General features: G+C 62.4%; 13 protein-coding genes. 7 read left to right on the forward strand and 6 right to left on the reverse strand.

From position 1 onward, the window contains the following. Positions 1 to 101: 101 nt before the first annotated feature. Together C2134_RS20655 and htpX are read right to left on the reverse strand one after the other, a co-directional pair. Positions 102 to 1,079 carry a TerC family protein gene (locus C2134_RS20655; protein ID WP_233196525.1) on the reverse strand — a complete coding sequence of 326 codons (978 nt, stop codon included), beginning with the start codon at positions 1,077 to 1,079 and terminating at the stop codon, positions 102 to 104. Positions 1,080 to 1,141: 62 nt separating this feature from the next. Further along, on the reverse strand, positions 1,142 to 2,023 hold the full coding sequence (htpX, locus tag C2134_RS20660) for a protease HtpX (RefSeq protein WP_103321930.1): 882 nt from the start codon (positions 2,021 to 2,023) through the stop codon (positions 1,142 to 1,144). Positions 2,024 to 2,154: 131 nt separating this feature from the next. Here htpX and nhaR point away from each other — a divergent pair, with 131 nt between their 5' ends. The 7 genes from nhaR to C2134_RS20695 all read left to right on the forward strand — a co-directional run bounded on the left by nhaR (position 2,155) and on the right by C2134_RS20695 (position 9,251). After that, complete coding sequence (nhaR, locus tag C2134_RS20665) at positions 2,155 to 3,039, forward strand: transcriptional activator NhaR (protein ID WP_103321931.1); 885 nt, start codon at positions 2,155 to 2,157, stop codon at positions 3,037 to 3,039. 127 nt (positions 3,040 to 3,166) lie between these two features. Beyond that, positions 3,167 to 3,733, forward strand: a complete 567-nt coding sequence (locus C2134_RS22015) for a GspH/FimT family pseudopilin (protein ID WP_103321992.1) — start codon at positions 3,167 to 3,169, stop codon at positions 3,731 to 3,733. Continuing rightward, positions 3,730 to 4,266 carry a type IV pilus modification protein PilV gene (gene pilV, locus C2134_RS20675; protein ID WP_158248846.1) on the forward strand — a complete coding sequence of 179 codons (537 nt, stop codon included), beginning with the start codon at positions 3,730 to 3,732 and terminating at the stop codon, positions 4,264 to 4,266. The genes C2134_RS22015 and pilV overlap by 4 nt, the downstream gene beginning before the upstream one ends. Continuing rightward, positions 4,263 to 4,961, forward strand: coding sequence for a PilW family protein (locus C2134_RS20680; protein WP_103321933.1), 699 nt, complete (start codon positions 4,263 to 4,265; stop codon positions 4,959 to 4,961). Before pilV ends, C2134_RS20680 begins: the two co-directional genes overlap by 4 nt. Next, a complete protein-coding gene (locus C2134_RS20685) occupies positions 4,958 to 5,491 on the forward strand; it encodes a pilus assembly PilX family protein (protein ID WP_103321934.1) in 534 nt (177 codons plus the stop codon). The genes C2134_RS20680 and C2134_RS20685 overlap by 4 nt, the downstream gene beginning before the upstream one ends. A gap of 2 nt (positions 5,492 to 5,493) precedes the next feature. Further along, positions 5,494 to 8,787, forward strand: a complete 3,294-nt coding sequence (locus C2134_RS20690) for a pilus assembly protein (RefSeq protein ID WP_103321935.1) — start codon at positions 5,494 to 5,496, stop codon at positions 8,785 to 8,787. Positions 8,788 to 8,810: 23 nt separating this feature from the next. Beyond that, positions 8,811 to 9,251 carry a type IV pilin protein gene (locus C2134_RS20695; protein ID WP_103321993.1) on the forward strand — a complete coding sequence of 147 codons (441 nt, stop codon included), beginning with the start codon at positions 8,811 to 8,813 and terminating at the stop codon, positions 9,249 to 9,251. A 56-nt stretch (positions 9,252 to 9,307) separates the two neighbouring features. Here C2134_RS20695 and C2134_RS20700 read toward each other — a convergent pair whose 3' ends face one another. The 4 genes from C2134_RS20700 to C2134_RS20715 form a co-directional block, all read right to left on the reverse strand. Continuing rightward, positions 9,308 to 9,568 (reverse strand): acyl-CoA-binding protein, encoded by a 261-nt coding sequence (locus C2134_RS20700; RefSeq protein WP_103321936.1) that lies wholly within the window; start codon positions 9,566 to 9,568, stop codon positions 9,308 to 9,310. A gap of 99 nt (positions 9,569 to 9,667) precedes the next feature. Beyond that, a complete protein-coding gene (locus tag C2134_RS20705) occupies positions 9,668 to 10,291 on the reverse strand; it encodes a hypothetical protein (RefSeq protein ID WP_146042242.1) in 624 nt (207 codons plus the stop codon). Between the two features lie 43 nt (positions 10,292 to 10,334). Beyond that, positions 10,335 to 11,069 carry a DsbC family protein gene (locus C2134_RS20710; protein WP_103321938.1) on the reverse strand — a complete coding sequence of 245 codons (735 nt, stop codon included), beginning with the start codon at positions 11,067 to 11,069 and terminating at the stop codon, positions 10,335 to 10,337. A 24-nt stretch (positions 11,070 to 11,093) separates the two neighbouring features. Continuing rightward, entirely contained in the window at positions 11,094 to 12,242 is a 1,149-nt protein-coding gene (locus C2134_RS20715; protein WP_103321939.1) for a UbiH/UbiF family hydroxylase, read from the reverse strand. Between the last annotated feature and the right edge of the window lie 2 nt (positions 12,243 to 12,244).

Here is a 12,244-nt window from a genome sequence, read left to right on the forward strand (position 1 = left end):
TCGGCAGACCTGTCTGCCGGCGCACAAACGGGCGTCTGCCGAGATAAAATGGCAGACGCCCGTTCTGTTTGAACCATGCTAACGGCAATTGGTTCCTGGCTTTAGCCAATGCTTTGGGTTTGGCGAGTGCGATACAGCGAATAAGCCACGCCGCCGCCCAGCAACCCGACAGTCAACAGCAGCGACAGCGCCGTCGGCAGCTTCAACGCCACCAGGCCGATATCATGCAGATACACCAGCCCCACCTTGACGCCGATCATCACCAGCACCAGCGCCAGCGCATACTTCAGATAGTGGAAGCGATGCACCATCGCCGCCAGCGCGAAATACAGCGCGCGCAGGCCCAGAATCGCGAAGATATTGGAGGTGTAGACCAGGAACGGGTCCTGCGTCACGGCGAAGATGGCCGGTATGCTGTCCACCGCGAACACCAGGTCCGCCGCCTCCACCAGAATCAAGGTCAGCAGCAGCGGCGTCGCCCACCAGCCGGCGGCCAGGTCATGCTTCTCGCCGCGCACCAGGAAAGCGCTGCCTACTAGACTAGGCGTGAACCGGAAACGGGCGCGCAGCCATTTATACAAACGCTGCTCCTCCAGCGGTTTGGACTCCTCGTCGGCATCGCGCAGCATCTTGACGCCGGCAAACAACAGGAAGGCGCCGAACACCAGCAACACCCACTGGAATTGCGCCACCAGCGCCGCGCCGGCGCCTATCATCAGCGCCCGCATCACGATGGCGCCCAGGATGCCCCAGAACAACACGCGATGCTGGTAGGCGCGCGGCACAGCCATGCTGCCGAAGATCAGCGAAATCACGAACACATTATCCAGCGACAGCGACTTCTCCAGCAGATAACCGGTCAGATACTGCACGCCGACATCCGCGCCGCGGTACCACCACACCCAGCCGCCAAAGGCCAGACCAATGCCGATGTACATCGCGGACAACTTCAGGCTCTGGCGCACGCCGATCTCACGGCCATCCTTCTGCAAAACGCCCAGATCAAAGGCCAGCAGCGCCAGCACGCCGCCCATGAACATCAGCCACACCCACAAGGGATACCCCAAAGTTGGGGACATCAAAAAATCCATTACTGCTTGCTCCATTCAATCCATCAATGGGCGGACTATCGCCCGCTCTATCACTTGCGGCCTTCCAAGGCGGCGATGCGCTCTTCCAGACTCGGGTGCGTGGCCAGCAAGCCCAGCACGCCGCGCCCGCCGGCGATGCCGGAAGCTGCCATGCTCTGCGGCAGGCTGTCTGCTTCAATGCCGCCCAGGCGACGCAGCGCGTTGGCCATCGGCCGCGGCGAGCCCAGCAGCTCGGCGGCGCCGGCGTCGGCGCGGAATTCGCGCTGGCGCGAGAAGTACATCACCACCAAGGACGCCAGGATGCCGAACACGATCTCGCAGACGATCACCGTCACGAAGTAGCCGATGCCGGTGCCTGCGGCGCTGTTCTCCTCGTCGCGCTTGAGCCAGCTGTCCACCAGATAACCGACCACTCGGGCCAGGAAATAGACGAAGGTATTGACCACGCCCTGGATCAACGTCAGCGTCACCATGTCGCCGTTGCGGATGTGGGCGATTTCATGCGCCAGCACCGCCTCGACCTCTTCTTCATTCATATTGGCCAGCAAGCCGGTGGACACCGCCACCAGCGAGTTGGATCGGCTAGGACCAGTGGCGAAGGCATTGGGCTCACCCTCGTACACCGCCACTTCCGGCATCGGCAGGCCGGCGCGGTCGGCCAACTTGCGCACGGTGGCCAGCAACCAGGCTTCGGTCTGGCCGGACGGCTGGGTGATCACCCGCGCCCCGGTGCTCCACTTGGCCATGGTCTTGGACAAGGCCAAAGAAATAAACGCGCCGCCAAAGCCCAATACGGCCGAGAACATCAGCAGCATGCCCAGGTTCAAGCCGCCAGCGGTGACGAAGCGGTCCAGGCCCAGCAAGCGCACGCTCACGCTCAACACCAGCATCACCGCGATATTGGTGGCGATCAGCAAAATCACCCGTTTCATTATTTGGTCTCCAAAATGGTTTCATGCAATCCATGGCCATCCAGCAACGATAGCCATGCTGTAGTGTAGGCGATGCAACACATCGAAAAAATCATATAAAATCTGATTAAAACTTCCAATTTTTCGAATAAATGGAAAACCTCAACTACAAGCACCTGCAATATTTCTGGGCGGTTGCCCGCACCGGCAGCGTGACCCGCGCCGCCGAGCAGCTGGATGTCAGCATGCAGACCATCAGCGGCCAGATAGCCAAGCTGGAGCGGCAACTCGGCCGCGCCTTGTTCCGCCAGCAAGGCCGCGGCCTGGAACTGACCGAGGCCGGCCGGCTGGCGCTGAGCTATGCCGATCGGATTTTCATGCTGGGCGCGGAGTTGGAAGAGGCCATGGCCGACGAGCAGCTGGACCAGATACAAAGACTGGCCGCCGGCGTCTCTGACGTCTTGCCCAAACACATCGCCAGCCGCCTGCTCCAGCCCGCGCTGCCGGCCGCATCCGGACAACTCAGGCTCAGTTGCAGCGAAGGAGACTTTGATGAGCTGATAGGCGAACTGGGACGCCACAAACTGGACTTGGTGCTGGCCGACCGCCCGGTGGCCAGCAGCGAACAGCAGCAATTCCAGTCCTGGCTGCTATTGCGCTGCCCGGTGCAGCTATTGGCCAATCCAGCGCTGCGAGAGCGTTATCAGCCGGGCTTCCCGGCCAGCCTGCGGCAGGCGCCGCTGCTATTGCCCAGCCGCGACAATATGCTGCGCCGCCAGTTGGAACATTGGTTCGAATCCCAGGGGCTGCGCCCCAGAGTGGTGGGAGAGTGCGACGATTACGCGCTGATGGAAACCTTCGCCCGCCAGGGCCTGGGCTTATGTCCCGCACCCTTCCTTCCCGACGAAGACAATGGTCCGCCCGGACTGGAAGGCATAGGCGCCCTGGATGGCATCTGGGAGCATTACTATGTCAGCGCCAGCCGCCGCAAATTGCAGCACCCCTCGCTGCTAGCCATTCTGCAAGCCTGGGCATGACCTGCAAATCGACGAACGGCGCCAACAGCAGGATCGATGGAGGCTGGCGCCATTCAATCCAGATGTAAATTATTGGATAATCAAGTGTAGGGGAAGAATCGACAAAATAAGCCGTCAACGGATCGCCATGCGCCACCAGAATGGTTTCACCTTATTAGAACTGATGATGGTCATCGCCATACTGGCCATCACGCTGGCCTTTGCCGTGCCGGCCTACCAGAGCACCATCGCGGCGGAAAGCATCCAGGCGGAAAGCAATAATCTGTACGGCGACATCCTGTACGCTCGCAATGAAGCGCTGCGCCAAGGCCTGTACGTGCTGGTCTGCCAGTCCACCGACAATCAAACTTGCGATGCGTCCGGCGGCAGCGCCAATTGGGCGGTAGGTTGGATCGTGACGACGGGCACCAGTTGCGCCAACGGCAGCAACGGCACCGTGTTGCGCAAGCAAAAGGCTTTCAGCAGCAAGGATACGGCCAATTACACCAATCTCGCCTCGCCGCCGGTGGCCGGCACCACGCCGTTCTGCTTCAACCGGATGGGTTACGCCGCATCGGCCAATACCGGCAAGGTGGTGATTCGCAGCACCAGCAATACCAGCGCCACGCCATACTGCGTCATCGTTGAGGCCTCAGGCCATCCGCTGAGCCTGCGCGGCGGCCAGACCAGTCCATCGGGAATGACATGTCCATGAATACGTTTGCTTCGTTTCGCCAAAGCGGGGTCAGCATGCTGGAAGTGCTGGTGGCGCTGGTGGTGATTTCGCTGGGTCTGCTCGGCATCGCCGGCATGCAAGCGGCGGCCATCAACAATACCAATATCGCCCGCAGCCGCAGCATCGGCGCCATCGCCGCGGAAAGCATGGCCGCGGCGATGCACGCCAATAACGCCTACTGGACCGCCTTGTCGTCAGCAAACAGCAATAGCTGGACCGTCACTGCCAGCGGCGTCACAGGCACACCGTCTCTGACCCAAACCGTAAACTGCTCCGCTTCGGGCAGCAACTGCTCTGCCGCCAACATGGCCGCCTACGACACGACCCAATGGGGCAGCGGCATGCTGGGCACGCTGCCGAACGGCCAAGGGCAAATCGCCTGCACCACGTCGGCGCCGACCACCTGCACCATCACGGTCTCCTGGCAGGAGAAGCAATCCAAGGTCAACGCCGCGACGATGACCGCCCCGGCCACCGCCAGCGCCACGTATCAGATGGTGGTGATCCCATGAGACAACCCAAGCAAACCGGCAGCGGCCTGGTGGAAGTCATGGTCGCCATCACCATCGGCTTGCTGCTGCTCAGCGTGCTGGTGATGATCTTCACTTCGACCAAGCTGGCGCAAAGCAACCAGAGCGGGCTGACGCGACTGCAGGACAACCAGCGCACGGCCATGACGATGATCAACACCATCGTGCAATCGGCCGGCTACTACCCAAGCCCGCAAACCCAGGGCGTCACCGATGCGCTGCCAGCGTCCGGCGTGTTCGCCGCCGGCCAATCGATCACCGGCACATCGGGCACCAGCAACGCATCGGACACCCTGACCGTACGCTTCGCCACCGCACCGGGCGACGGCATACTCAACTGCAACGGCACCTCAAACACCGGCAGCAGCAACACCATCTACATCAATCAGTTCGCCGTCAATAACAACCAGCTGACCTGCGCGCTGAACGGCGGCACCGCCCAGCCCTTGGTGGACGGCGTCAGCAACATGACCGTGCTATACGGCGTGGACACCAATGGCAACGGGTCGGTCAACCAGTACTTCAGCGCCAGCGCGCTGCCGGCCGGGGCCGCCGTGCGCTCGGTCAAGGTCACGCTGACCATGGTCAACCCTATCGCCAACCAGGTGCAGGTAGCGACTCAGGGTACAAATTCTCTGACCGTATCCTGGGTCATCGGGGTGATGAATCAGCTATGAAACAACCCTCTAACGCACGAGCAAGACAACATGGCTTCACGCTGATCGCCGCGCTGATGATCTTGATCGTCATCACCATCATCGGCCTGGCCATGATGCGCGGCGTGGGGCTGCAGGGACGCATGGCGGGCAACTTCCGCGAAAAAGGCCGCGCCTTCGAAGCCGCGCAGGCCAGCATCGACTATGCGGAATGGTGGCTGCTGCAAAATAACAATTCGGACCCTTCTCAGGCCACAAATTGCAGCGCGACGCAGACCTCGCTCGCCCTTTGCAGCAACGCGATCGCTGCCACCACGACCCCCTGGACAAATGCTGGCTACAGCTACGCGCTGACCGCCAACGCCCCAAGCATCAGCGCCGCATTTGCCCAGCCACCGCAGATTTACATACAGTACCTGGGGCTCAATAGCGCCGGCAATGGGGTGCTGTACCAGATCAACACCTTGGGCTATGGCGGCAACACGAGCTCCCTCGTGGTCTTGCAAAGCACCTACACGCTGTACTCCGGCGTCAAAAACCTGGGGAAATGACGATGAAACACGTCTCGCGCTTTCCTGCCTCCCGCACCGCGCTCAGTCTGCTCCTGGCCGCGCTATGGCCCATTCCCGCCCACGCCATCGTGGTGGGCGACAACTTCACTGGAGGCAGCGCGCAGCTCAGCTGGAAAGTGTTCGGCGGCGCCTGCATGACAGCGGGCAACGGCAGCGGCTCGATTCCGGCCTGCGGCACCAGGGACCCAAGCGGCAATGCCCAGGTAGGCGGCTACAACGGCAGCATGCCGGACAGCAGTGGCAATGGCGCGCTGCGCCTGACCAACAGCGCCAACTCCCAATCCGGCGCCATCATTTACAACAGCCTGTTCCCATCCACCAGCGGCCTGCAAGCTACTTTTACCACTTACACCTACGGCGGCGACTCCGGCGGCCCTGCCCGCAACGGCGCCGACGGCATGAGCTTCTTCCTGCTCACCGCCATTCCGAATGCGGTGGGATCGTTCGGCGGCAGCCTGGGCTACAGCTGCTCCAACAACAGCTATAACGCGCCCTACAACGGCATCATCGGCGGCTTTCTCGGCCTGGGCATGGACGAGTACGGCAATTTCCCCAATGCCGGCGACAACACTTCCACCGGTCCCGGCCAGATTCCGCAAAACATATCGCTGCGCGGCTCGGGCTCGGTCGCGGCCAACGCCCCAGGCGTGCTCAGCAATGTCTCCTATGCAGGCACTATCCAGTCGGTATGTCAGTCCGGCAAATATAATGGCAATAGCGTTCCAAACTACCCCTTGATCAGCATTCCCGGGGCGCCCAGCGGCGTTTACCGGCTGCCCAGCAACCAGCCCATGGCCAAAGAGAGCACGACCTCTCGCAGCCAGGCAGTACCCATCAGCTACAAACTGAAAATCACGCCTAACAACCTGTTGAGCCTGTCCTACAGCTACAACAACGGCGCCTATGTCAATGTAATTTCCGGCTTCGACATCAACACCACCGGCACCAGCGGCGCCCTGCCCACCAACCTGACTTTCGGCTTTGCCGGCTCCACTGGCGGCAGCCGCAATGTGCACGAAATCGCCTGCTTCCAAGTGCAGCCGTTTACCCAGTCCGCCAGTTCCAGCGGCCTGAACAGCCAGCCAACCAGTCTGGTCAAGACCGGCACACAGCAATATGTCGCCAGCTACCACCCGGACAACTGGTGGGGCGAGGTGGCCTCATACGCGCTGCTGGCGAATAGCACGACCGGCAAGGTCACCGTCTCCAGCACGGCTACCTGGGACGCCTCCTGCGTCTTGACAGGCGGCAATTGCAGCGCCACCGGCATCAACAATATGACGGCGCAGAGCAGCCGCGCCATTCTGAGCTGGAACGGCCTGTCAGGCAGCCAGGGGGCCGGCATCGCCCTGCAGTGGGCCAATCTATCCAACGCCCAGAAAACTGCGCTCAATACCGACGGCAATGGCAATGCAGACAGCAACGGCTCGGCTCGCATCGCCTATTTGCGCGGCGACCGCAGCAATGAGGTGAACTCGCAGGCTCAAGGTCTGTTCCGCGCGCGCGACAGCGTGCTGGGCGACATCGTCAACAGCAGCCCGATATGGGTAGGGGCCCCGCAGAACAAATACCCGGATGCCTGGGTGGACAAGCTCAATGCCAGCGCCACCATGCAGGAAAACGCCAGCAACGGCCAGGCTTACAGCGCCTACAAGAGCAGCAACGCCACCCGCGCCAACATCATCTACAACGGCGGCAACGACGGCATGCTGCACGGCTACCGCAGCGGGGCCAACGACAGCAGCGGCAACTACAGCACCTCAACCACGCCTAACGATGGCCAGGAGGTGATCGCCTACGTGCCCAATGCCGTGTTGGCCAATCTTCCGCAATACAGCAACCCCACCTATGCCCACCAATACTATGTGGACGCCACGCCCGTGGCGGACGACCTGTACTACAACAACAGCTGGCACACCTGGCTGGTGGGCGGCCTGGGCGCCGGCGGACAGGCACTGTACATGCTGGACGTGACCAATCCGGCCAATTTCTCTGAGAACACCCCGACGAGCGTGGTCATCAGCGAGGTCGACTCCAGCAACCTCAGCTGCCAGAACAGCAGCACCTGCAAGCAAAATCTGGGCTATACCTTCGGCACGCCGGTGATCACCCGTTTCCATAACGGCTCATGGGGCGTGATTTTCGGCAACGGCTACGGCAGCGCCAATGGCCGCGCCGTGCTGTTCATCATGCTGGTGGACAGCAGCGGCAATCGCACGTTCTATCAATTGGACACCGGCAGCGGCCCCAGCAACGACCCCTCCGGCGGCGGCAACAGCAACGGCATTTACTACGCCACCGCGGTGGACCTGGACGGCGACAACATCACCGACTACATCTATGCCGGCGACCTGTTCGGCAATGTCTGGCGTTTTGACGTCACCAACAGCAATCCCTCCAGCTGGAGCGTCTCCCAATACGGCACCGGCGCCGCCGCGCCGCTGTTCACCACCCAATACACCTATTGCAGCAACAGCCAGGTCAGCGCCGGCACCTGCACGCGCAGCCTGCAACCCATTACCAGCAAGCTGCTGGTATCGTCCATCCCCGCAGGCGGCACCAATCCGAATGTGCTGGTCAGCTTTGGCACCGGGCAAAAAATCCCCTTTACCACCTCCTCTGCCGACATCTACGCCAGCGGCACGCAAAGCCTGTACGGAGTGTGGGATTGGGACATGAGCCGTTGGCCGAGCTACAATTCGATCACCGTCAGCGGCGGCCAGACGCTCAGGCCCAGCAACCTGACAACTCAAACCGTCACAGGCTCTTACAACTCGACGCTAGGCAGCGTGCAAGGCTACCGCTCGCTGTCCAACAACACGGTGTGCTGGCAGGGCGGCAGCGCTTGCGCCACCAACAACAACAGCTATGGTTGGAAGCTGAATCTGCCCGGCAGCGGCGAACAGGTGGTCTACAACCCGGTCAATGTATTCGGCACCATGACGGTCAACACCACCATCCCGCCCAACACGAATCCGGCTTCCTGCACCGTCAGCGCCGCCACCAGTTTTTCCATGTCGCCGAACATCCGCACGGGCGGCGCCACCCGCACCTCGTTCTACTCCAACGATGCGGGCAACTTCACCGGCGTCAGCAACAATGTCATCAATGGCATTGCCGTGAATATGGTCGGCAGCGCCAACGTGGTCAGCTACCAGAACAATTTCTTCATCATCGGCAGCAGCGGCAGCGGCGGCCCGGTGGCCACCCCCCCGCAAATCAACCCAGCCGCGTTCGATCTGCACACCCGGCTGAACTGGATAGAATTGCGCTGAAACGGCACAAGGAAACACATCGTATGCGGCACCCGCAAAAACACAGCGGCTTTTCCCTGATCGAACTTGTCATCGCCATGGCAGTGCTGGCCATCCTGGTCGGCGTCGCCGTGCCCGCTTACACCAGCTTCATCCAGCAGTCCAACCGCAGCACGGCCAAAACCGCGCTGCAGGATCTGGCCACGCGCCAGGAAAGCTATTACACGCTGAACAATACCTACGCCAGCCAGCTCACTTCGCTGAACTACGCCAGCGGCACGGTCTACGTGCCGGGCGGCGGCAACAATCTGTACGCGTTATCCATCGCTAGCGCCACGGCATCGCTCTTCATTTTGCAAGCCGTGCCCCAAGGCGCGCAGGCCAAGGACACCAGCTGCTATACCTATCAGCTGGATAATCAGGGCAATCAAAGCAATCTGACGGCCAGCAATGCGGTGATCGCGACACCCAACAGCTGCTGGTGACACCACAACAAAAACGGCGCCCACTGGGCGCCGTTTCACATGGCAGGCAAGCAGGCTCAGTCGGCCAGCAGCTTGTTCACCACGTCAATATACTCTTGCATCGCGGCATCGGCAGACTTGCCCTTCAGCTTTTCCCAGGCGTCGAACTTGGCGCGGTTGATGAAGTCCATCATGCCCGGGCGCTCGCCGCTGGCGTCGCCGTCGGTGGCTTGCTTGTACAGCGCGTACAGTTGCAGCAGGGTCTGGTTGTCCGGACGCTCGGACAGGGTTTTCACATCGGCCTGGGCCTGGGTAAACAGGGTCTGCAGATCAGACATGGCGTTTCCTTTGTCGATGAATCCGGGGCGGTTGTCCGCCCCTGTGGTGTTAGCCCCCCGGCATGCGCCGGGACGGTGGACAATTTAGCATGAAGCGTTTCAGCGCGACAGTGCCGGCGCAGGCATGGCGTCAGCTTGCGGCTCTATGCGTATCCGTTTGTAGCTTTTGACCGGACGGCCATCCTTGATGCCCGGCTGATACCAGGCGGCATGGAAAGCCGGGGCGATGGCGTCGGCCAAGGGCTTGGGCGCCTCGCCCTCGAAACGCACCGCGTCCACCTGTCCGGTCTCGCTGATGAAGACCAGCAGCGTCAACGGCTGCTGCGGGCCACTCCAGGCCACATCGGGCAAGGTGATGGCGCTGCGCTCTTCCGCCAGCCGCTCCAGCTCGCGCGCCGGATAATAGATGTCCGCGCCCAAACGCAAACGGTCCCCTTCCGCGGACAGTTTTTGCTGTGTCGCGCCTGCCGGCGCGGAAGCGGAGGACTGCGGCGGCGCCAATACAGGGGCGGGAATGGAGACGCGCTCGCGCAATGCCGCGGCATTCTCCAACGCAGGCGCGGCCGCGGCGCGAACCCGAACGGTCAGCGCATCCGTCGCGCCGCCATTCGGCTGTCCCGGCCGCAGCGGCAGCCACAGCAATGCGGCATGCGCCAGCATGGACAGCCACAGCGCCAGCAGCAGCTTTTCCGCCATGTTCCAGGACCGCAGCCTGATTCTCACAACCGTCGCTCCGCCCCTGAAAACACAGCCGATCAGAACAGATTTACTTGGCGCTCAGCAGCTGCTCGATATCGCTGCCGTCGATCGCGCCCGGCACCAGGCGGCCGTTCGGGAAGATCAGCGCAGGCGTGCCGGTGACGCCCAGCTTCTCGCCCAAGGCCTGGATCTTGTCCAGCGCCGAGGTATCGCAGTTGTCCGGGCCGGTCAGCGGCTTGCCGTCGCGCATGAAGGCGGTCCAGGTGCCTACCTTATCGGTCGAGCACCAGATCTGCTTGGACTTGCGCATCGCGTCCGGATGCAATTGGGTCAGCGGGTACAGGAAGGTGTAGATGGTGACGTTGTCGATATCCTTCAGGCTCTCGCGCTCCAGTTTCTTGCAGAACGGGCAATCCGGATCGGTGAAAACCGCCATCTTGCGCTCGCCTTTGCCGCGCACGTCCTTGAAGGCGTATTCGAGCGGCAGCGAGTTGAAGTCTACCTTGGACAGCTCGGCCATCTTCTTCTCGGTCAGGCTTTCCTTGTTCTTGGTGTCGATCAGGTCGCCGACGAACAGATAGCTGGCGTCGCTATTGGTGTACACCACCTGCTTGCCTTCCACCACCAGCTCATAAATGCCCTTGACCGGGGTGGCGCTGACGCTCTTGACCTGCTTATTGGGAAAATGGCTGAGGAAAGCCTTCTTCACATCGTCCAGATTGCCGCCGGCAGCCTGCGAGCAGGCCGCCAGGGACATCAGCATGGAGCTGGCCAGCGCCAGCGACTTCAATTTGGTTTTCATCAGCTAAGGTGTCCTTGTGGGAATTCAGTATCCGATCGCCTGCCGCGCCAGCTGGCGCTTCAGCGGCGCCAAACGATTGGTCAGCGACAGGCCGGTATTGCGCAACCAGGGCAGGCCCGGCAGCCTGGTCTGGAACAGACGGTACAGGCTATCGCAGCCAAGTTGCATCGCCGCTACGGCCTCGCGCCGCTGTCGTTGGTGCCGACGCAGCAGCATCCAATCGCCGCAGTCCGGCGCGCGCTGCAAGAGCGCGGCCAGTTGGGCGGCATCCTGGAAACCCAGGTTGACGCCCTGCCCCGCCAGCGGATGCACGGTATGGGCGGCGTCGCCCACCAGCGCCACCCGCTCGGCCACCACGCCCTCCGGCCGGATCAACCGCAATGGGAAGGCCGCCGCCGGCGTCAATGTCTCGAAGGCGCCCAGCAGCCCGCCGCCGGCGTCCGCCACGCGCAGCGCCAGTTCGGCAGGCGACAACTGCAGCAGCGATGGCGAATCAGAAGTGGACCACACCATGGAGATTCGGTTCCCCGCCATCGGCAACCAGGCCAGGATGTCATCGCCGAGGAACCATTGCCGCGCCACGCCGCCATGCGGCTTCTCGCAGGCGAAGTTGGCGACGACGCCACTCTGGCCATAAGGCTTGACGTCGGCCGAGAGTCCCAGCTGGCCGCGCACCCAGGAGTTGGCGCCATCGGCGCCGACCAGCAGCTCGGCGCGCAGTTCGCGGCCATCTTCCAACGTCAGGCGCGCCTCGGCCGGCGTGGTGGCGAGCCCCTGCGCCGAGCCAGTCAACAGTTCCACGTCGCTGTCCTGCAGACTACGCCACAGCGCCGCCAGCAGCCAGCGGTTTTCCACGATCCAGGCCAGCGCGTCGGCATCGGCGTCGGCAGCGGAGAACTCGATGCGCCCGCCGGCGTCGCCGCGCACATCCATCGCCGCGATCGTGCCGACCCGCTCCATGCCGGGCCAGGCGCCCAGGCCTTCCAAAAAACGCCGGTTGGCCGGACTCACCGCGTAGACGCGGGCGTCCCAGCCCTGCTCCAACGCCTCAAAATCCGGATGCCGCCGCTCCAGCAGCGCCACTCGCTTGCCCTCGCGCGCCAGCGCCAATGCCAGACTGGCGCCGACCAGGCCGCCGCCGACGACGATGACTTGATATTTGTCGTAACGCATGG

It is taken from the genome of Chromobacterium sinusclupearum (assembly GCF_002902845.1).
Taxonomy (GTDB): Bacteria; Pseudomonadota; Gammaproteobacteria; order Burkholderiales; family Chromobacteriaceae; genus Chromobacterium; species Chromobacterium sinusclupearum.

Bases quoted from the DNA above. Each gene is read 5' to 3' on its own strand.
- C2134_RS20695 (WP_103321993.1), top strand. From the start codon at position 8,811: ATGCGGCACCCGCAAAAACACAGCGGCTTTTCCCTGATCGAACTTGTC.
- htpX (WP_103321930.1), bottom strand. From the start codon at position 2,023: ATGAAACGGGTGATTTTGCTGATCGCCACCAATATCGCGGTGATGCTG.
- C2134_RS20715 (WP_103321939.1), bottom strand. From the start codon at position 12,242: ATGCGTTACGACAAATATCAAGTCATCGTCGTCGGCGGCGGCCTGGTC.
- C2134_RS20655 (WP_233196525.1), bottom strand. From the start codon at position 1,079: ATGTCCCCAACTTTGGGGTATCCCTTGTGGGTGTGGCTGATGTTCATG.
- C2134_RS22015 (WP_103321992.1), top strand. From the start codon at position 3,167: ATGCGCCACCAGAATGGTTTCACCTTATTAGAACTGATGATGGTCATC.
- C2134_RS20700 (WP_103321936.1), bottom strand. From the start codon at position 9,568: ATGTCTGATCTGCAGACCCTGTTTACCCAGGCCCAGGCCGATGTGAAA.
- pilV (WP_158248846.1), top strand. From the start codon at position 3,730: ATGAATACGTTTGCTTCGTTTCGCCAAAGCGGGGTCAGCATGCTGGAA.
- C2134_RS20685 (WP_103321934.1), top strand. From the start codon at position 4,958: ATGAAACAACCCTCTAACGCACGAGCAAGACAACATGGCTTCACGCTG.
- C2134_RS20680 (WP_103321933.1), top strand. From the start codon at position 4,263: ATGAGACAACCCAAGCAAACCGGCAGCGGCCTGGTGGAAGTCATGGTC.
- nhaR (WP_103321931.1), top strand. From the start codon at position 2,155: ATGGAAAACCTCAACTACAAGCACCTGCAATATTTCTGGGCGGTTGCC.
- C2134_RS20710 (WP_103321938.1), bottom strand. From the start codon at position 11,069: ATGAAAACCAAATTGAAGTCGCTGGCGCTGGCCAGCTCCATGCTGATG.
- C2134_RS20690 (WP_103321935.1), top strand. From the start codon at position 5,494: ATGAAACACGTCTCGCGCTTTCCTGCCTCCCGCACCGCGCTCAGTCTG.